General features: G+C 67.9%; 17 protein-coding genes. 4 read left to right on the forward strand and 13 right to left on the reverse strand.

All coding sequences use genetic code 11. The features are described from left to right. Positions 1-17: 17 nt before the first annotated feature. A complete protein-coding gene (locus tag AC07PZ_RS00485; protein WP_495293033.1) occupies positions 18-1553 on the reverse strand; it encodes an ABC transporter substrate-binding protein in 1536 nt (511 codons plus the stop codon). A gap of 239 nt (positions 1554-1792) precedes the next feature. Here AC07PZ_RS00485 and lipP1 point away from each other — a divergent pair, with 239 nt between their 5' ends. After that, a complete protein-coding gene (lipP1, locus tag AC07PZ_RS00490) occupies positions 1793-2767 on the forward strand; it encodes a LipP1 family hormone-sensitive lipase (protein WP_495293034.1) in 975 nt (324 codons plus the stop codon). Positions 2768-2789: 22 nt separating this feature from the next. On the opposite strand, the gene AC07PZ_RS00495 is transcribed toward lipP1, so the two are convergent. From AC07PZ_RS00495 to AC07PZ_RS00530, 8 genes are all read right to left on the reverse strand, one after another. Beyond that, the gene (locus tag AC07PZ_RS00495; protein ID WP_495293035.1) at positions 2790-3164 is read right to left on the reverse strand and encodes a RidA family protein; all 375 of its coding nucleotides are present in this window, start codon (positions 3162-3164) and stop codon (positions 2790-2792) included. Positions 3165-3205: 41 nt separating this feature from the next. Beyond that, positions 3206-4840 carry an amidohydrolase gene (locus AC07PZ_RS00500; protein ID WP_495293036.1) on the reverse strand — a complete coding sequence of 545 codons (1635 nt, stop codon included), beginning with the start codon at positions 4838-4840 and terminating at the stop codon, positions 3206-3208. Beyond that, positions 4837-5838: an ABC transporter ATP-binding protein gene (locus AC07PZ_RS00505; protein WP_495293037.1), complete on the reverse strand. Its 1002-nt coding sequence runs from the start codon at positions 5836-5838 to the stop codon at positions 4837-4839. The genes AC07PZ_RS00500 and AC07PZ_RS00505 overlap by 4 nt, the downstream gene beginning before the upstream one ends. Beyond that, a complete protein-coding gene (locus tag AC07PZ_RS00510; protein WP_495293038.1) occupies positions 5838-6878 on the reverse strand; it encodes an ABC transporter ATP-binding protein in 1041 nt (346 codons plus the stop codon). Before AC07PZ_RS00510 ends, AC07PZ_RS00505 begins: the two co-directional genes overlap by 1 nt. Before the next feature lie 2 nt (positions 6879-6880). Next, positions 6881-7741: an ABC transporter permease gene (locus AC07PZ_RS00515; protein ID WP_495293039.1), complete on the reverse strand. Its 861-nt coding sequence runs from the start codon at positions 7739-7741 to the stop codon at positions 6881-6883. 3 nt (positions 7742-7744) lie between these two features. After that, positions 7745-8671 (reverse strand): ABC transporter permease, encoded by a 927-nt coding sequence (locus AC07PZ_RS00520; protein ID WP_495293040.1) that lies wholly within the window; start codon positions 8669-8671, stop codon positions 7745-7747. Positions 8672-8683: 12 nt separating this feature from the next. Next, complete coding sequence (locus tag AC07PZ_RS00525) at positions 8684-10294, reverse strand: ABC transporter substrate-binding protein (protein WP_495293041.1); 1611 nt, start codon at positions 10292-10294, stop codon at positions 8684-8686. Between the two features lie 141 nt (positions 10295-10435). Next, positions 10436-11983, reverse strand: coding sequence for an acetolactate synthase large subunit (locus AC07PZ_RS00530; protein ID WP_495293042.1), 1548 nt, complete (start codon positions 11981-11983; stop codon positions 10436-10438). 130 nt (positions 11984-12113) lie between these two features. Here AC07PZ_RS00530 and AC07PZ_RS00535 point away from each other — a divergent pair, with 130 nt between their 5' ends. Then, on the forward strand, positions 12114-12680 hold the full coding sequence (locus AC07PZ_RS00535) for a cupin domain-containing protein (protein WP_495293043.1): 567 nt from the start codon (positions 12114-12116) through the stop codon (positions 12678-12680). 43 nt (positions 12681-12723) lie between these two features. Here AC07PZ_RS00535 and AC07PZ_RS00540 read toward each other — a convergent pair whose 3' ends face one another. Then, positions 12724-13932 (reverse strand): multidrug effflux MFS transporter, encoded by a 1209-nt coding sequence (locus tag AC07PZ_RS00540; protein ID WP_495293044.1) that lies wholly within the window; start codon positions 13930-13932, stop codon positions 12724-12726. An 85-nt stretch (positions 13933-14017) separates the two neighbouring features. Between AC07PZ_RS00540 and AC07PZ_RS00545 the strand changes: the two genes are divergently transcribed. Beyond that, positions 14018-14962, forward strand: coding sequence for an AraC family transcriptional regulator (locus AC07PZ_RS00545; protein ID WP_495293934.1), 945 nt, complete (start codon positions 14018-14020; stop codon positions 14960-14962). Positions 14963-15272: 310 nt separating this feature from the next. On the opposite strand, the gene AC07PZ_RS00550 is transcribed toward AC07PZ_RS00545, so the two are convergent. Then, positions 15273-16376 (reverse strand): TauD/TfdA family dioxygenase, encoded by a 1104-nt coding sequence (locus AC07PZ_RS00550; RefSeq protein WP_495293045.1) that lies wholly within the window; start codon positions 16374-16376, stop codon positions 15273-15275. A 14-nt stretch (positions 16377-16390) separates the two neighbouring features. Then, on the reverse strand, positions 16391-17353 hold the full coding sequence (locus AC07PZ_RS00555; RefSeq protein ID WP_495293046.1) for a tripartite tricarboxylate transporter substrate binding protein: 963 nt from the start codon (positions 17351-17353) through the stop codon (positions 16391-16393). A 120-nt stretch (positions 17354-17473) separates the two neighbouring features. On the opposite strand from AC07PZ_RS00555, the gene AC07PZ_RS00560 reads away from it, so the two are divergent. Then, positions 17474-18325 (forward strand): LysR substrate-binding domain-containing protein, encoded by an 852-nt coding sequence (locus tag AC07PZ_RS00560; RefSeq protein WP_495293047.1) that lies wholly within the window; start codon positions 17474-17476, stop codon positions 18323-18325. A gap of 37 nt (positions 18326-18362) precedes the next feature. Here AC07PZ_RS00560 and AC07PZ_RS00565 read toward each other — a convergent pair whose 3' ends face one another. Continuing rightward, complete coding sequence (locus tag AC07PZ_RS00565) at positions 18363-18530, reverse strand: hypothetical protein (protein ID WP_495293048.1); 168 nt, start codon at positions 18528-18530, stop codon at positions 18363-18365. Positions 18531-18548 lie beyond the last annotated feature (18 nt).

Here is an 18548-nt window from a genome sequence, read left to right on the forward strand (position 1 = left end):
GGGCGTGGCGGGGCGGATCAGTTCTTGTAGGCGTTCCAGAAGAACGGCCACGGCATCGGCGTCAGGCCCTGCAGGCCGTTCGACTTGGCGGCCAGCGAGTTGTAGTCGCCCAGCTTCATCCAGGGCGCCTCGTCGTAGACCGCCTTCTGCACCTCGGCCCAGAGCTTCACGCGCCTGGCCGGGTCGGCCTCGGAGTTCATGGCGTCCACGGCCTTCTTGCGCGCCGGCGTGGACCACCAGCCCGGATAGCTCTCCGACAGCGTCGCGATCAAGGCGGGCTCGGGCAGGAAGGGCGACGCCGTCACGAACATGTCCCACAGCTCCGGATTCACGCGGCGCTGGAACAGCGTGGCGCCATCGACCACCTGCAGGTCGACCTTGAAGCCCGCGGCCTTCAGGTATTCGCTGGCGACGAGCGTCTGCTGATAGAAGCTTTCGTAGGCACGGGTGGTCAGGATGCGCACCGGCTTGCCGTCATAGCCGCCTTCCTTCATGAGCGCCGCGGCCTTCTGCGGATCGGCCAGGTTGTAGTGCCCCTTGACGCCTTCCATCGTGTGCCAGGCATAGCCTTCGGGGTACAGCGCACCGCTCGCGTTGTAGAACTCCTTGCGTCCCATCGAGGCGACCATGATGTCGTCCATGCTCAGCGCGGCCTGCACCGCCAGCCGCAGCTTCTGGTTGGCGAACAGGCCCTTCTGCGTGTTCAGCACGAACAGCGACCAGCCCGCGGGCTTCAGCATGAAGGGCGTGACCTTGCCCTTGATGCGGTCGATCGACTCGGAGCCGATCGCATCCGCGAAGTCGTACTGGCCCGACAGCGCGCCCTCGATGCGCGTGTTGACGTCGGACACCGGCACGAAGCGGATCTCGTCCAGGTATTGCTTGCGCGCGCCGGCATAGGCGTTGGCCGCTTCGGTGCGCGGCGCGTACTTGTCGAATCGCACCAGCTGCAGGTACTGGTCGGGCTTGTACTCGCGCACCTGGTAGGGGCCGGTGCCCACGGGCATCTTCGGCGCGGCGTCGGGCGTGCCGGCCGGCATGACGACGGCCGCTGAGTTGTTGAACGCCAGCAGCGACATCAGCGGCACATAGGGCTCCTTCAGCCGGATGCGCACCTTGTAGGGGTCGACGGCTTCGATCGCCTCGATGTTGGCCGCGATCTGCTTGCCGCGCGGCGCGACACGCGTCCAGCGCTTGAGCGAGTCGACCACGTCCGCGGACGTCATCGCGGCGCCGCTGTGGAAGCTGATGCCGTGGCGCAGCGCGATGGTGTAGACCCGGTTGTCGGCGCTGATCTCGGGCAGGGATTCGGCCACCAGCGGCGCGACCATCCACTTGGCGTCGAAGGTGTAGAGCGTTTCGTAGAAATGCTGGGTGACGACACCGACCAGGTCGGCCGTCGACGCCATCGGGTCGAGTGTGGGCACCTCGCTGGCGGTGGCGACGTTGATCACGCCGCCGCGGTTCTGCGCCGCGGCTGGCAGCATGGCGCCGAATGCCAGCATGGCCGACATGGCGAGCACGGCTCGCCTTTTGCTACTGAACATGTTCATGGATGACCCCGCAGGATGAACGTTGAAGAAGCCGTCGAAAATTCCATTGTTATGGAATAAATATCATTGATATGGAATCATAGACCAAGCGTTTACAGCGGGCAACCTTTCGTTGCGGACGGCGTTCGCCTGTCTCGGGCCGGGTGTCGCCTTGGCTACCGCCAGCCCCCGCAGAGCGTGTGTCGGTGGCAGGATGCGATCTGCAGATCCACTTCTCCATCCACCTCCGAAAGCCCCGCATGCTCCATCCCGAAGCCCGCGCCTTGCTCGACCTGATGACCGAACGCGGCGTGCCGCCGACGCACACGCTGAGTCCGGCCGAAGCCCGCAGCCTGTACCGCGACCGGCGTACCTTCACGCAGCCCGATCCGGTCGAGATGGCCGAGGTCGTCGACCTCGCGGCCGACGGGCCGCACGGGCCGGTTCCGCTGCGCCTCTACAAGCCCTTGCCGGCGAGCGATGCGCCCGTCGGCGGCGCCTTGCCCGTCCTCGTGTACTTCCACGGCGGTGGCTGGGTGATCGGCGACCTCGAGACCCACGACACGCTGTGCCGCGACCTGGCAAAGGGCGCCGGCTGCGCGGTCGTCGCAGTCGATTACCGGATGGGGCCCGAGCACCGCTTTCCCGCTGCGGTGGACGACGCCTTTGCCGCCCTGCGCTGGGTGCATGCGCAGGCCGGCCGCCTCGGCCTCGATGCGCGCCGGATCGCGGTCGGCGGCGACAGCGCGGGCGGCAACCTGGCGGCGGTGATGGCGTTGATGGCGCGCGACCATGCGCGCGATCAGGCCGGCGATGCGTTGCGGGTGATGTTCCAGTTGCTGATCTATCCCGCCACCGACATGCGGCGCGGCCAGCCGTCCCACACCGCCAACGGCCAGGGCTACCTGCTGACGCGCGACACCATGGCGTACTTCCACGACCACTACATCGCGGACCCGCGGCAGGACACGGACTGGCGCGCGTCGCCCTTGCTCGCGCCCGACCTGTCCGGCCTGCCGCGCACGCTGGTGATCACGGCCGGCTACGACCCGCTGCGCGATGAAGGCCTGGACTATGCGGATGCGCTCTCAGGCGCGGGCAACGTGGTGAGCCACGTCTGCTTCGAGCGGCAGATCCACGGCTTCGTGCCGATGGGCCGGGTGCTGACCGAAGCGCGCACCGCGGTCGCGCTGTGCTGCGCGGAACTGCAGCGGGCGTTCGTGGCCGGCGCCTGAGGCCGGCCCGGCACCACCGGCCTCAGTCCGCAGGCGCCGCCGCGCCGGCCTGGGCGGCGCACAGCGTCACTTCGAGCAGGATGTCCGGCGCGCCGAGATCGCTCACGCCGATGGTGGCGCGCGTCGGCAGCGCGTCGTCCGGCAGCCACTCGAGCCAGGCACGGTTCATTTCGTCCTTGCGCGACAGGTCGGTCGCGTAGATCACCGCCGACAGGATGTGGCGCCGGTCGCTGCCGTTGTCGGCCAGCAGCCGGTCGATCTTGCCGGCGATCTGGGCCATCTGGCCGGCCATGCCGGCACTGCGGTCGTCGGCAATGACGCCACCCAGGTGCAGCACGCCCTGGTGGGCCACGACGCGGTTCATGTAGGGCAGGCGCCCGCTGCGGACGATCGACATCGCTGTTCTTTCGGATGAGTGAGATGAGGGTGGGAGAGGGCTCATGCGGCCTCGGCTTCGTGCACCACGACGCCGTCCATCACGGTGGCGCGCAGCGGGAGGTCGGCCAGCGCATGCGGATCGGTCGCGAGCAGGTCGCCGTCGAAGATCGCGAGGTCGGCCTTCAGGCCGGCACGCAGCATGCCGAGCTGGTCTTCCGCGAAGGCCGTCCAGGCGGCGGTGCGCGTGTAGCCGGCCAGCATGTCCTGCACGGGCAGGCGCTGTGCCGGCAACGAGACTTCGGGCTGGCCGCCCGCGCCGATGAAGCTGCGGGTGATGCCGGCGCGCCATCCGAGCCGCGGGTCGGGCGACGCGACCGGAAAGTCCGAGCCCATCGCCAGCGGAATGCCCGCATCCCGGAGCCGGCGGAATGCATAGGCATGGGCCGCGCGTTCGGGGCCGAGCCGGGCACCGATCCAGCGCGCCACGTTCACCGCATGCAGCGGCTGCACCGACGCCACCACGCCGAGCCGCGCGAGCCGTGCCAGCGCCGTGTCGGTCGGTACCACGCAGTGTTCCACCATGAAGCGATGGGTCGATGCGGGCACGCCTTGCAGCAGGGGCTCCCAGATGTCCAGCAACTGGTCGATGGCCTCGTCGCCGATGGCATGCACGCACATCGACCAGCCGCGCGCCAGCGCGGCGCGCGTGGCGGCGGCCACGCGCCCGGGCGCCAGCATCAGGAAGCCGCGCGTGCCTTCGTCGTCGAGATAGGGCGCATGCATGCGCGCGCCGCGTGCGCCCATGCCGCCGTCCATGATCATGCGCAGCCGCCGCAGCGAGAGATGGCCATCGTGCGCGTCGTCGAACAACCCGGCCGCCAGGGCGACGGGGTCCGGGTGCTCCTGCGCCCGCATGAGCCCGAACACGCGCGGCATCGGCGTGGCGGCATCCATCAGCGCGTGCAGGTCGTCGAGCCATTCCGGCGCGTCGATGGCGTCGAACACGCCGGTGATGCCGAGTTCCAGGCAACGCCGGCCGGCCAGCGCGATCAGTTCCTGCCGTTCGGCGGCCTGCGGCCGTGCGATGTGGGCGGACACGAGGCGGGCGGCGTTCTCGATCAGCAAGCCGGTGAGGCGGCCGTCGCGCCGCGCGAGCGCACCGCCGACCGGGTCGGCCGTGGCGGCGTCGATGCCGGCGCGGTCGAGCGCCGCCTGGTTGACGATCGCGGCATGGCCGTCGTGCCGATTCAGGAACACGGGATGGTGCGGAACGGCGCGCGACAGCAGGTCGAGGTCGACCGCGCCGTCGCCGCCCCAGACGCTCGAATCCCAGCCGCGGCCGCTGATCCAGCTGCCCGCGGGGAGCGTCGCGGCCTGCGCGGCCGCGCGTTCCACCAGCGTCGCGAAGTCGGGCGTGTGATGGAGGTCGAGCCGGCGCAGGCTCTCGCCGTAGCTCAGCAGGTGGCCGTGGCAATCGATCAGGCCGGGCAGTACCGTGCCACCGTGCGCCTCGATGACCCGTGCGGCGGGGCCGGCGGCGGCGCGTGCGGCGTCGGTGCCGCCCACGTGGGCGATGCGCCCGTTGCGCACGGCAATCGCCTGCGCCTCGGGCTGCTGCGGGTCCATGGTGACGACGCGTGCGCCGAGCACCAGCAGGCCGTCGTCGACCGGGGTGGCGTGCGAGGGGCTTGTCATGCGTGGTGGCAGGCCACGACATGCGTGGCCGTGCGCTTCTCGAGTGCCGGCATGTCCGAGCGGCAGATGTCGGTCGCGCGTGCGCAGCGTGGGTTGAACGGGCAGCCCGGCGGTGGATCGAGCGGGCTCGGCAGGTCGCCCTGCAGCACCACGCGCGGGCCCGCGGTCACGCTGCCCGGCGCCGCGGCGATCAGCGCCTGCGTGTAGGGATGCAGCGGCGCGCCCGTGACGTCCGCATAGCTGCCTTGCTCGACGATGCGGCCGAGGTACATCACGACGACCTGATCGCACAGGTGTTCGATCACCGCCAGGTTGTGCGAAATGATCACCAGCGACAGCCCGAGCGACTGCTGCAGGTCGAGCAGCAGGTTGAGGATCTGCGCCTGCACCGACACGTCGAGTGCGCTCACCGGTTCGTCTCCCACCAGGATCGCCGGCTTCAGCGCCAGCGCGCGCGCGATGCCGATCCGTTGCCGCTGGCCACCCGAGAACTCGTTCGGGTAGCGGTCGGCGTGCTCGGGTCGCAGCCCGACCTGTGCCAGCAGCTCGTGCACCCGCGCATCGACCGTCTCGCGCGTGCACAGGCCATGCAGCAGCAAAGGGTCGCGCAGCGTCGCACCCACCGTCATGCGCGGGTTGAGCGAGCTGTACGGGTCCTGGAACACCAGTTGCACCTGCTGCGCGAGTGCGAGCCGCTGCTTCCGGTCGGACGCCACGGGCTTGCCGTCGATGCGGATCTCGCCATGGGTCGGCGTCGTCAGGCCGACCAGCGCCAGGGCGGCCGACGTCTTGCCGCAGCCCGATTCGCCCACGATGCCCAGCGACTCGCCGCGCCGCAGGCTGAAGCTGATGCCGTCGACGGCGCGCAGCGTCGCGGGCTTGCCGAACATGCGGTCGGGCTTGACCTTGAAATGCACGGACAGGTCGCGCACGTCCAGCAGTGCCTCGGCCGTGTCGATCGGGTGGTCCGGGGGGGCAGTGACGATCGGCGAATTCATCACGAAGCCTCCTGCGCGGGCGCCAACACGCAGCGTGCGCGCTGCGTCAGGTTGCCGGCGAACAGCGGAAGCGGCTCGGCGCAGGCCGCCACGGCCAGCCCGCAGCGCGGCCGGAAGCGGCATCCGACCAGCCGCTCGGATGGGCGCGGCACCGTGCCGGGAATCTCGGGCAGCCGGGTGCGCCCGTGCAACAGGCGCTGCCCCAGCCGCGGCATGGAGCGCAGCAGGCCCTGCGTGTACGGATGCGCCGGCTCACGGAACACCGAGCGGGCCGGACCTTCCTCGATGATCTGCCCCGCATACATCACCGCGATGCGATCGGCAAAGTCCGCCACCAGCGACAGGTCGTGGCTGATGAAGAGGATCGTGGTGCCGAGCTCGTCGCGCAGCTTGTGCATGAGGTCGATGATCTGCGCCTGCACGGTGACGTCGAGCGCCGTCGTCGGTTCATCGGCGATCAGCACGTCGGGGCTGCAGGCCAGGGCCATGGCGATCATCACGCGCTGGCGCATGCCGCCCGACAGCTGGTGCGGATAGTCGTGCGCGCGGCGCGCCGGCGCCGGGATCTGCACCATCTCGAGCGTGTGCACCGCCCGCTCCCAGCTCTCGCCGCGCGACAGGCCCAGATGGGTTTCGAACACCTCGGCGATCTGCCGGCCGACCGGGAACACCGGGTTGAGCGAGGTCATCGGCTCCTGGAAGATCATCGCGATGCGCCGGCCGCGGATCAGCCGGTGCGCAGCCGGCGGCAGGCTCAGCAGGTCGGTGCCTTCGAGCAGGATCGAGCCGCTCTCGAAGCGGCCGGGCGGCCGCTTGACGAGCCCGGCCACCGACAGCGCCGTGACGCTCTTGCCGCAGCCCGATTCGCCGACCAGGCCGAGCACTTCGCCGCGGCGCAGTTCGAGCGACACGTGGTCGATGACGTTGTGCCGGCCGGCGGGGCCGGGAAAGCTCAGCGACAGGTCGCGCACCTGCAGCAGTGGTGCAGTGGACGGCGCGGCGCCGGCGGCCGCGGGTTCGGGCGTGGACAGGCTCGTCATGCTCAGCCTTTCATGGCCTGTTGGGTGTGCGGGTCGAGCAGGTCGCGCATGCCGTCGCCCAGCAGGTTGAAGCCGAGCACCGCGAGGAAGATCGCCAGCCCCGGGAACACCGACATCCAGGGCGACGTGAAGATCACCTCGCGGGCGGTCGCCAGCATCAGCCCCCAGCTCACGCTCGGCGGCTGGGCGCCGAGCCCGACGAAGGACAGCGATGCTTCGAGCAGGATCGCCGCGCCGATGCCCAGCGTGGTGATGACCAGGATCGGGCCCGCGATGTTGGGCAGGATCTGGCGGAACATGATGTGCCAGGGCCCGAAGCCCATCAGGTGCGCCGCGTTCACGTAGCCCATCGAGCGCACCAGCAGCACCTGGGAGCGCGTGATGCGGCAGGTGTAGGCCCAGTGCGTGAGGCCCAGCGCGACGAACACGTTGGTGAGCCCCGGCCCGAGCACGGCCATGATGGCCAGCGCGAAGATCAGCGTCGGCACCGTCAGGAAGATGCCGGTGAGCGAGCTCACCACGTCGTCCCACCAGCCGCCGAAGTAGCCGGCCGTCAGGCCCAGCACGATGCCGATCACGGCGTTGACGAGCTGCGTGCCGACGCCGATGGCCAGCGACACCCGCGCGCCGTAGATGACCTGCGACAGCACGTCGCGGCCCTGGGCATCGGTGCCGAACCAGAAGGCGCCGGACGGTGCCTCGTCGGCCACCATCAGGTTGCCGCCGTCGAACGGGTTGTAGGGCGCGAGCCAGCCCGCCAGCAGCGCGAACAGCAGCATGCCCACGATGATCACGGCGCCCGCCACCAGGCTGGCATGGCTGCGCGAGAAGGCGATGAACTTGAAAGACTTGAAGGTGGTCATGGCTCAGCGGTGCTCGATGCGTGGATCGACGACGGTGTAGAGCAGGTCCACCGCCAGGCTGACCAGCAGGAAGAAGATGATCATCACGATCACGCAGGCCTGCGCGACCGCGATGTCGCGCACGAAGATCGAGTCGATCAGCAGCGAACCCACGCCCGGCCAGCTGAACAGCTTCTCGATGATCACGGCCTTGCCCATGATGGCGCCGAACTGCAGCCCGGCGGTCGTGAGGATCAGCGTGCCGGCGTTGCGCATCACGTGCTTGCCGTAGATCAGCGAGGTCTTGAGCCCCTTGGCATGCGCGGTACGGATGTAGTCCGTGTGCAGGATCTCGATGACCGATGCGCGCGTGGTGCGTGCCAGCAGCGCCATGAAGGACACGCCCAGGCTCAGCGCCGGCAGGATCAGGTTGACGATGCCGCCTTCACCGTAGCCCATGGTCGGCAGCCAGCCGAGCTTGACCGAGAACAGGTACATCAGCAGCAGGCCGAACCAGAACTGCGGCATCGACAGGCCCGAGACCGCGATCACGCTGGCGGCCGAATCGACCGCCGTGCCTTGCCGCAGCCCCGACAGGAAGCCGAGCGGAACGCCCAGCACGATCGCCACGCCCATCGCGGCCAGCGCGAGCTGCAAGGACGGCCAGATCCGCGGCGCGAGCAGGTCCCAGACCGGCTGCTGCGTGTTGATCGAGACACCGAAATCGCCAAGCGCCAGATGGCCCATGAAGCTCAGGTAGCGCGCGTACAGCGGCCGGTCCAGGCCGAACTGCTCGCGCATCTGCGCGATGGCCTGCGGGTCGAGGTGGTCGGTGGCGTTGGCCGACACGGCCGAGCCCGGCACCACGTTGAAGAGCACGAAGATGATCAGCGTGACCACGGCCACGGTGGGCACCAGCTGCCAGAGCCGGCGCAGTGCGTAATGGAGCATGGGGTGCCCCGCTTACCTGGCGTTGGCGCGGGGCGACTTGGCGTCGACCCAGATCAGGTCCGGATACTGGTAGGTGATGTGCACCGAGTTGGGCTGCAGGCCGTGCACCCAGGGCTTGTACGCCATCACCGCCTTGTCGTAGTTGAAGAACCACATCGGCGCGTCCTCGACCATGATCTTGTTGGCGATACGCAGGCGCTCGATGCGCTCGGCTTCCGTCTTGGCCTGCCCGGCAGCGGCCACGACGCTGTCGTACTGCGGATTCCTGTAGGCGATCGAGTTGCCCGAGCTGCGCGAGGTGTCGGACGTGAAGCGCTTGGCGGCCACGTACGGGTCGGGGCCGGAGCTGTAGGCCCACATGTAGGCCTCGTACTTGCCCGTCTGGAACATCGTCTCGACCGCGATCGCGTTCTCGACCACCTTCGGCTTCAGCGTGATGCCGATCGCCTTCAGGTAGGGCGTGATCGCCTCGACCACCGCAATGCCGTAGGCGCTGTTGTTGTTGGTCGTGACCTCGAGGTCGAAGCCCTTTTCGTAGCCGGCCTCCTTCATCAGCGCCTTGGCCTTGGCCGGGTCGTAGCCATAGGGTGGCAGCGCCGGGTCGTAGGCCTGGCTGGTCGACGGCAGCCAGCCGGTGGCGAGCATCGCCTGGCCGCGCAGCAGCTTCTCGATCACGAGCTTGCGATCGACCGCGTAGTTGATGGCCTGGCGCACCCGCTTGTCCTGGAAGGGCTTGAAGTCGGGGTTGAAGCCCATGTGGCGTGTGTAGTCGGTCACGACCTCGAGCAGGTTGGCACGCAGCGCGGGATCGTTCCGGTAGGCGGTGATCTGCGCCGCGACGACCGTGGTCGCGTCGAGCTGGCCGGAGCGGAAGGCGAGGTCGCGCGGTGCGGCCTCGCCCATGATGTTGTAGACCACCTTGTCGAGGTACGGCCGGCCCGGGATGTAGTAACCGTCGAAGCGCTTCAAGGTCACGTGGCTGCCGCGCACCAGCTCCTGCAGCTCGAACGGGCCGCAGCCGACCGGCTGCGCACCGAAGCGGTCGCCGCGCTTCTCCAGTTCTTCCCTGGGCAGGATCGCGGTGGCCGGCCAGAACAGCAGGTAGCCGGGATCGATGCTGTCGGCCATGGTGAGTTCGAGCGTCGTGTCGTTGATCTTGCGCAGACCCGACATGCTCTTGCTGCGGCCGGCCGCCACGTCTTCCGCGCCGGCGATGGAGCTGACGTAGCGCACGCCGCTGTAGCCCTTGCCGGGCTCCATCGTGCGGTTGTAGCTGTAGATCACATCGTCCGCGGTCACGCTGCGGCCGTTGTGGAACTTGGCGTTCGGCCGCAGCTTGACCAGGTACTTCGGCGCCGCGCCGGGCATCTTCTCGATGCTCTCCGCCAGGTCGGGCACGGGCTTCTTCTGTGCGGCGTCCCAGCGGTACAGCATGCAGTGCAGGCCGAAGGAAATCATGAAGTCCTGGGTGCGCGTCGAACGCGACGGGTCCAGGGTCGACACGCTGTCGCCATGCGGCGCGATGTAGCTGAAGGTGCCGCCGCGCCGAGGCTCTTCGGCACTCGTGGCGGCTGTGGCTGCAGTCAGGGCCAGCACCAGGAGGGTGGCAGTGCGCTTGTTCATGTCGATCGTGTCCGTTCGTTCAAAGGCGTGGGGCTCGGAAAACTGCGGCGACGTGGATCTGATCCACCAGACGGTTGAATCAAATAATAGACGAAAGTTAAATTATGTCAATTATTTTAATCAGGTCAAAGTTCGCGCCCGTCAGAACCACGCCTCGATCAACCCCGGCCCGCTCTGCCCGTAGCGGCGCGTGAGCGCTGCGGCCAGCCCCTGCGCGTCGGTGACGCGCTCGCCCGACATGCCATGTCCGCGTGCGATGGCGACCCAATCCGGGTCGGGGCGATCGAGACTGAGCATGTCTCGTGCCCGCGCGCCCGCGTCGCCTGCGCCGATCTTCTGCCACTCGTTGCGCAGGATGGCGTAGGAGCGGTTGGCGAAGATCAGAACCGTCACGTCCAGGCCTTCGCGTGCCATCGACCACAGCGCCTGCTCGGTGTAGAACGCGCTGCCGTCACCGACCATGACGAGCACCTTCCGGCCCGGCGCCGCGATGGCGGCGCCCAGCGCCACGGGCAAGCCGTAGCCGATCGATCCGCCCATGTTGTTGAGCCAGTCGTGGGTCGGCGACGCGGCCGTGACCGGGTAGATCTGCCGACCGGTGGTGATGGCTTCGTCCACCACGATGGCGTTCTCTGGCAAGGTCGACGCCACTGCCGCGGCAATGCTGTCGTGGTTGAGCGGCCCGTGCGGCACGGCGATCGCCGGGAGCAGCGGGACGACCGCCTTGTGGGGACCGGTGTCCAGCGCCTGGCTGAGCGCCTGCAGCGTGAGCAGCGGGTCGTGGCCTTCCGGCGCGGCATCGAACACGTCGCAGGTGTCGGGAATCAGCAGGCTGGGCTTGTCCGGATAGGCGAAGAAGGCGACCGGCACCGGCGCGCCGATGCGCACCAGCACCTCGGTCTGTGCAAAATATTGAACAGCCTGATCGACCTGGAACGGGACCCGCGTCAACAGTGGCGTGCCGCCGCCGCGCTGGATGCGTGCGTTGGCGCCCTGGGCGCTCAGGCGGCAGCCCGTCGCCTGGGCGATGGCGAGTGCGTGCCGCGCACCATCACCGAGCATCGCCGTGCCACCCAGCAGCAGCATGGCCTTGCTGCCCAGGCGTCGAAGCAGGGCGGCGGCTGCTTCGACGGCACCGGTGTCCAGGGTCGGTGCGGCAGGCGGTGCGATCGGCGCGACGTCGGCACTGGCCGCGCCCCAGGCCGCATCGGCCGGCAGCAGCAGGGTCGCGATCTGTCCGGGGCGGGTCCGCGCGGCGCCGATGGCGCGGGCCGTGACGCCCGTCACCTCGGCGGCGGAACCGGCGCGGCCGACCCAGTGCGACACCGTGCGCGCAATGCCGTCGAGGTCCGAAGTCAGTGGCGCGTCGTACGCCAGGTGATGGGTGGCATGGTCCCCGACGATGTTCAGCACGGGCGTGCGGGCCTTGCGCGCGTTGTGCAGGTTGGCCAGGCCGTTCGCCAGGCCCGGCCCGAGGTGCAGCAGCGTGGCCGCGGGCTTTTCCGCGATGCGCGCATAGCCGTCCGCCGCACCGGTGGCGACGCCCTCGAACAGCGCAAGCACCGGTCGCACGCCCGGATTGCGGTCCAGCGCCGACACCATGTGCATCTCGGACGTGCCCGGATTGGCGAAGACGGTGTCGATGCCCGCGGCAAGCAGCGTCCGCACCAGCGCATCTGCTCCTATCATTTTGTGATCCTTTCAAAGTGGGTGATGAAGTGGCAGCGGCGGGGGTTCGAGGTGTACGCCGGGTGTTCCGAATTTTGCTCGAAATCTATAAAATGGCAAATATGTTAAACAGTGATCAGGAGGAGACGGGATGGAAGAGCTGAACGTTCACGAAGACTTCGACGTGGGTGCGCGCCTGCGCGCATTGCGCACCCGCTGCGGTCTGTCGCAGCGCGAATTGGCGCGGCGTTCGGGCGTGACCAACGGCATCGTGTCCCTGATCGAACAGAACCGCGTGAGCCCTTCGGTTGCGTCGCTGCGCAAGATCCTGCAAGGCATACCGATGCCGCTGGCCGAGTTCTTCGCACTGGATTCGCCACCACAGGAGCAGGTGTTCTATCGCGCGTCGCAACTGATCCCGCTGACGAAGGGAAAGATCTCCTTCCGCCAGGTCGGTGACGTCCGGGGCCGCACCTTGCAGGTCTTGCACGAGTTCTATGAGCCGGGTGCCGACACCGGGCGGGCCATGCTGCAGCATGAGGCGGAAGAGGGCGGTATCGTGGTGCGCGGCGAACTCGAACTCACGGTGGGTCTGCAGAAGCAGATTCTCAAGGCGGGCGATGCCTACCTGTTCGACAGCCGGCAGCCGCATCGCTTCCGCAACGTGGGCGATGAGACCTGCGAAGTGGTGAGCGGCTGCACGCCGCCGTTTCTCTGAAGCAAGCCGGACCGCGCGCCTTCGTCGGCTTGGCGCGCAGCCGCTATCGGATCCGTCCGGCGCCGAGACAAGCCAGCGCAAGCGCACCGACGGCGCAGGTCGCGATCCCCGCGAGCATCGGAAGCGGCGTGCCATCTGCAAAGCGCGAGACCAGCGCCACCACCACCGCGCCGCCGACGAAATTGAAGGTGCCCATCAGGGCCGAGGCGGTGCCGGCCAGGGCAGGGTGCTTCTCCATGCCCAGGACGAACGCCGCGGGCACGATCACGCCGTTGCATCCATAGCCGATGACGAGCATGCCGACCAGCACATCGAGCCGGTCGATGCCGGCCACCGTCAGCACGAAGAGCGCGACCATGACGATCGCCTGGACGGACACGGCCATGCGCAGCAGCCGCCGCAGGCCGAACCTTGCGACGAGCCTCCCGTTGAATTGCGACACCACTACCAGCGCCACCGCGTTGACCGCGAAAAGCAGCGCATAGCTTCGGGGTGCGACGCCGAAATGCGTGCTCATCACGAACGACGAGTTGGCGACGTAGACGAAGAATGTCGACAGGGCCAGAGACGCCATGCACGCGACGCTCAGGAACTGGCGGTCGCGCAGCAGCACGCCGTATCCCGCCAGTGCACTGCGCAGGCCGCTCTGCCGCCGGGCGGCCGCGGGGCGCGTTTCGGGCAGCAGCCAGACGACCGTCGCGACGCCGGCCACTGCCAGTACGGCAATCACGGCGAACACGCTGCGCCAGCCCGCGACGTCCGCCACGATACTCCCGAAGAGCGGGGCGACGATCGGCGAGACGCTGTAGACCGTGAGCCCGAGAGACATCAGGTGTGCCGCGTCGGGGCCGACGTAGAGGTCGCGCACGATGGCGCGCGGCGTGACCATGCAGGCGCACGCGCCCAGCCCCTGCACGAAGCGCAGGGCGATCAGCAGTTCGATGTTCGGGGCCAGTGCGCAACCGATGCTGGCCGCGATGAACAGGCTCAGGCCGACCAGCATCGGCCGCCGCCGCCCCAGCATGTCCGACAGCGGACCGGCCAGCAACTGGCCTGCACCGAGCGCAAGAAAGAAGGCCATCAGGCTGGCCTGCACGGCGTCCGTTGCGGCTCCGAGGCTGCGGCCGATCGCAGGAAGCGCAGGCAGGTACATGTCGATGGCGAAGGGGCCGATGGCGGTGAGCAGGCCCAGGACGATCGCGTGGCGGCGAATCCGGGCGGCGTGGGTGAGCGGGGCGGTGGAGGAGGACATGCACCCCATCTTTCCGTTTCCAGGCGTTGTTGTGAATAATCAGAACGCGCCTTTTCCTATTCGAACGTACACCATGCCCAAGCCGATGGATCCGCTTTCCGACGTGCTCTCGATGCTGCAGGTCGGCAGCACCTTGTCTTCCCGGTTGGAGGCGCATGGGCGCTGGGCCTTCCGCTATCCGCCTTATGCATCGCACATCAAGCTGGGCAGCGTGCTCGCGGGGCGCATGCAGTTGCAGTTGGCCGACGCGCCGCCTGTGTTGATGGAAGAGGGCGACTTCTACCTGCTCACCAACGGCCAGCCGTTTTCGGCGGCCAGCGTGCCGCCTGGCGGGCCTGAACAGGACGCCGGTCCGGCCTATCGCGATCACCGGGGAGCCGACGGCGTGGTGCGTTTCGGTGATCCGGCGGACGGTGCGCGTGTGGTGCTTTCCAATGGGCGCTTCACGTTCGAAGGCGAGATCGGCGAATTGCTTCTGCGCCATCTGCCGCCGCTGATTCACTTGCGGGCCGCCGCCAGCGGCACGGAGCCGCTGGCCGGACTGCTCGACCTGCTGCGGTGGGAGGCTGGCGATGTGCGCCCGGGCGCCGTGATCGCCAAGGCGAACCTCGCGGCGCTGGTCTTGGTGCAGGCGCTGCGGGTGTACCTCGCGACCACGCCGCAGCCGCAGGGCTGGCTTGGCGCCATGGGCGACGCCCGCATCGGCTCGGCGCTGGCGGCGCTGCACGGCGACCTGGCATGGCGCTGGACGGTCGACAGCCTTGCCGACGTGGCGGGCATGTCACGCACAGCCTTTGCGGTGCGCTTCAAACGGCTCACCGGCAGCACGCCGCTCGACTATCTGGTGCACTGGCGGATGACGGTCGCGCGGCATGCGTTGAAGCACGGCGACTCGGGCATCGCGAACATCGCCGAGCGTGTGGGCTACCAGTCGGACACCGCGTTCAGCGCGGCCTTCAAGCGCGCCACCGGCCAGAGCCCGGGACGCTTCAGGTCGGCCCTGCGCGAACCTCAACCCGGCGGCGGATGAGCAAAGGGCTGTCGTGGCAACTGCCAATGTCGCTCACCGACAGTCGTATTTAGCTGACGGGCCACTCCGCCATCACCGCTATGGTCGATCTGAGCCCGATCTGGGCTTGTCATCCTTGGATATCTCCATGAAAAAGCTTGTTGTCCTCCTTGCCACGGCGGTGGTTTGCGCCACGTCTTTCGCCCAACCCATGCCACGCCACGACGGGCCTGCGCGCCACGACGTGCGGCCTCATCACAAGAAGAAGGTGTGGGTTCCGGCGCACCGCGAACATGGGCACCTGGTCAGGGGACATTACGTGTGGCGCTGATCAGCGCCGCGCCGACGCCATCTCGTCCGTCACCTTGAGGTCGGCGACGCCGCCGCTCGCCACGGGGTCGTCCTTGTAGAGCTGCTTGAAGTTGAGCGTCGCGGTCTGGCCCTCTCGCCGCGGAACGCCGTTGGCTTCGTGAAAGATGAACTCCGGCGGCACATTGCGGAAGCCCGGCTGATCCAGCCACAGCCGGACGAGGTGGCGCTTTCGCTCCGGCTCCGGAAAGTTGGTGAAGGAGGTGCGCGCATGCATGACCGTGTAGTTGTTGATCATGATCATGTCGCCACGCTCCAGGAAGAAGGCCAGCCTGTTCTCCGGCGCCGTTGAGACCTCGTCGAACGCGTTCAGCGCGTTGATCTCTTCCGGGCTGAGCGGCAGATCCAGCGCCCGATGCCCCGCGACCAGGTTGGAGCGGAGGTAGCGAGAACTCAGCTGTTCGTCGCGCACGGCAAACACCGGCACGCGGTTGCGCGTCACGGGCGGCGCGCCCGGCGCTTCTTCGCCCACCTGGTGGTAGTGGAACCCGCGATAGAGGTAGGGCAGCGCTTCGGGATGCCGACGCGCCAGTTCGTCGTGCACCGTCACCGCACTGGCGATGACCGACGCGCCTCCCGACTGGGACTTGTGCCAGCAGGCGAGCGAGATCATCGCCGTGATGTCGCTGTGCGGACGAAGCTCCAGGTTGCTGCGGTACATCCGTGGCGTCGCGTCCTCTGCCGATGCATCCACCACGTGGCCGATGAGATCTCCCCGCGTGTTCTGGGACAGCGGCTTGCCGAATTGGTTGCCGGCGATCCAGACGGCCGCAATGAACTCGTCCAGGCTCACGTCGTCGTCGACCGGAAGTCCTCGCAGGACGACGAAACCACGGCCGTTGCGGACCTCCTCGTAGGCGGCACGAAGCCGGGGCGACAGCGTGGGCATCGCATCGGCATCGACCGGTCCGGCCTCGGGATGCTTCGGATCGGCAAGCCCTGCAACGGCACGCCGCAGCTCCTGGCGCTCCACGTCGGACAGCGTCAGGCAGTAGTCGGCAGAGGACTCGAACGAGTTGGCATTCCAGGCAAAGGAGCTGGAGCCGTGGGGTAGGGGATGGGTCATTTCAACGCGTCCTTTCAATCGACGGTGGCGCCAGAGAATTTCACGACGGGTGCCCACTTGGCGATGTCGGCTCGGATCCGACGACCGAAGTCTTCTGGCGTGGATGCGACCGGGTCGACACCCATGTCGCGGAACTGCTGCGCGAACGCCTTGTTGGCCAGGAGCGTTGCGATGTCGGCGCTGGTCTTGTGGACGATGGCATCGGGCGTGCCTGCCGGCGCGACGATCCCGATCGAACTCAGCGCACTGACGCCGGGCACGGTCTCATCGACCGTCGGTATGTCCGCAATGGACGGCGGGCGCTGCGGGCTCAGCAATGCGATGGCCTTGAGGCGACCCGACTTGATCAACGGGGCGGCGCTGTGATAGATGTCCAGCAGCAGCGGTACCTGGCCGCCCATCACGTCTTGCTGCGCTGGCGCGCCACCCTTGTAGGGAACATGCAGGATATCCAGTCCGGCCTTGACCTTCAGGAGCTCCATGCCCAGATGCAGGGCGGTGCCGGTGCCCGGGCTGGCATAGCTGAGCTTGCCGGGCTGCTGCTTCGCGAGGGCAATGAGTTCGGCGATGTTGTTCGCCGGCAAGGCCGGGTTGGCCGCGATCACCATGTGCTGCACGCCGACCTCGCTGACCGGCGCGAAGTCCTTGAGGGTGTCGTAGGGCAGCTTGCTGCGCAGACTGGGGTTGATGGCATGCGACGACACCACGACGCCGAAGGTGTAGCCATCGGCCGGTGCCTTGGCGACGATGTCCGTGCCCAGGATGGTTCCGGATCCGGGCCTGTTGTCGACGACCACGGGCTGGTCCCATGCGGTGTTGAGCCGGTTCGCCAGCAATCGTGCCACCGAGTCGGTGGCGCCGCCCGCCGAGAAGGGCACCACCAGGCGAACGGGCCGGGCCGGCCAGACGCCGTTCGCGCGCGACACGAGGGGAAGGCATGCAAGCCAAGGCAGCATGAGCCGGTCGCGGTACTTCATCGAGGTCTCCTTGTTATGAATCGGTCATCGAGTCTCGCGTGCGAAGTGGTTAATCACAATTGAAATATCGTCGGACAAAATTAACCTTAAGTTAATCTGTCGCCCATGAATCTTCGGCACATGGAAGTATTTCGGGCGGTCATGCTGACGGGTACCGTGCGGGGCGCCGCGCAGTTGCTGCACGTCTCCGAACCCGCGGCCAGCAAGCTGCTGGCGGTCGCACAGGCGCGTGCCGGTTGCGGACTCTTCGAGCGCATCAAGGGCCGGCTGGTGCCTACACCCGAGGCTCATGTGCTCTATGAGGAAATCGAGCGCGTATGGCGAGGTGTCGAGCGGGTTCGCGCGCTGGGCAAGGACCTCGGCGACAGCAAGACGGGGTCATTGCGGATCGCCGCCACGGCCAGCCTCGCCACGATGCTGGTCCCGCATGCGGTCGCACAGGTGCTCAAGGAGCGGCCGATGATCGACCTGAACGTGAGCCTGCTGGTTCCGGCCCTGGTGCTGCGGGCACTGGAGGACGGCGATGCGGAGGTCGGAATCCTTCTGCAGGCGCCCCCGTTGCCGAATCTGGAGGTTCTGGCGTCACTCGAGTGCGGGGTGGTCTGCGCGATGGCGCCGGACCATCGGCTGGCCCAGCGCAGGCACATCACCGCCAGCGATCTGCGTGGCGAGCGCGTCATTTCCTACCCGGAGGTCCGGCCGGTGGCGCAGCAGTTGCTGAACGGGCGAGACATCGACCTTGAATTGCGATCCGGGCCTTCGTCCTGCTGGTTCGCCAGGGCCGGCGTCGGCGTGGCGCTGGTGGACCGCGCCACGGTGGCCGGCCCGGGTATCCAGGTCCACTGGCGACCATTCAAGGCGCCCGCGCAACTGCACATTTCCGTCATCGGCAATCCGGCGCGTCCTCTGTCGGCCCTGGCGCGCGGCTTCATCGAGGAATTCAAGAAGTCGGCTCGGGCGCTGCTGCGCTAGGGCGCCGGGACGCGGGCCGGTATGGGCCTGAGCACCTTCACCGGATCTCTACCACGGTCCAGGCATTAACCGCCATTGGCAATGCACCAATATCCTTCTCAGCGACCATAAAAAACCTCGTTTCGCATTGTCTCTGGCCCGACCAGAATCCGCCATCGCAGCCGAAATCATGCTGCGCGATCAGTTTCTCGAAGCGTCGAGTCATCAATTCCAGGCGGATTGC

This window comes from Variovorax sp. GW821-FHT10B04, assembly GCF_059415645.1.

Coding starts and splice junctions, on each gene's coding strand:
- AC07PZ_RS00495 (WP_495293035.1), bottom strand. CDS start 3,164: ATGTCGATCGTCCGCAGCGGGCGCCTGCCCTACATGAACCGCGTCGTG.
- AC07PZ_RS00550 (WP_495293045.1), bottom strand. CDS start 16,376: ATGACCCATCCCCTACCCCACGGCTCCAGCTCCTTTGCCTGGAATGCC.
- AC07PZ_RS00520 (WP_495293040.1), bottom strand. CDS start 8,671: ATGCTCCATTACGCACTGCGCCGGCTCTGGCAGCTGGTGCCCACCGTG.
- AC07PZ_RS00485 (WP_495293033.1), bottom strand. CDS start 1,553: ATGAACATGTTCAGTAGCAAAAGGCGAGCCGTGCTCGCCATGTCGGCC.
- AC07PZ_RS00525 (WP_495293041.1), bottom strand. CDS start 10,294: ATGAACAAGCGCACTGCCACCCTCCTGGTGCTGGCCCTGACTGCAGCC.
- AC07PZ_RS00535 (WP_495293043.1), top strand. CDS start 12,114: ATGGAAGAGCTGAACGTTCACGAAGACTTCGACGTGGGTGCGCGCCTG.
- AC07PZ_RS00540 (WP_495293044.1), bottom strand. CDS start 13,932: ATGTCCTCCTCCACCGCCCCGCTCACCCACGCCGCCCGGATTCGCCGC.
- AC07PZ_RS00505 (WP_495293037.1), bottom strand. CDS start 5,838: ATGAATTCGCCGATCGTCACTGCCCCCCCGGACCACCCGATCGACACG.
- lipP1 (WP_495293034.1), top strand. CDS start 1,793: ATGCTCCATCCCGAAGCCCGCGCCTTGCTCGACCTGATGACCGAACGC.
- AC07PZ_RS00530 (WP_495293042.1), bottom strand. CDS start 11,983: ATGATAGGAGCAGATGCGCTGGTGCGGACGCTGCTTGCCGCGGGCATC.
- AC07PZ_RS00515 (WP_495293039.1), bottom strand. CDS start 7,741: ATGACCACCTTCAAGTCTTTCAAGTTCATCGCCTTCTCGCGCAGCCAT.
- AC07PZ_RS00565 (WP_495293048.1), bottom strand. CDS start 18,530: ATGACTCGACGCTTCGAGAAACTGATCGCGCAGCATGATTTCGGCTGC.
- AC07PZ_RS00545 (WP_495293934.1), top strand. CDS start 14,018: ATGGATCCGCTTTCCGACGTGCTCTCGATGCTGCAGGTCGGCAGCACC.
- AC07PZ_RS00560 (WP_495293047.1), top strand. CDS start 17,474: ATGGAAGTATTTCGGGCGGTCATGCTGACGGGTACCGTGCGGGGCGCC.
- AC07PZ_RS00500 (WP_495293036.1), bottom strand. CDS start 4,840: ATGACAAGCCCCTCGCACGCCACCCCGGTCGACGACGGCCTGCTGGTG.
- AC07PZ_RS00555 (WP_495293046.1), bottom strand. CDS start 17,353: ATGAAGTACCGCGACCGGCTCATGCTGCCTTGGCTTGCATGCCTTCCC.
- AC07PZ_RS00510 (WP_495293038.1), bottom strand. CDS start 6,878: ATGACGAGCCTGTCCACGCCCGAACCCGCGGCCGCCGGCGCCGCGCCG.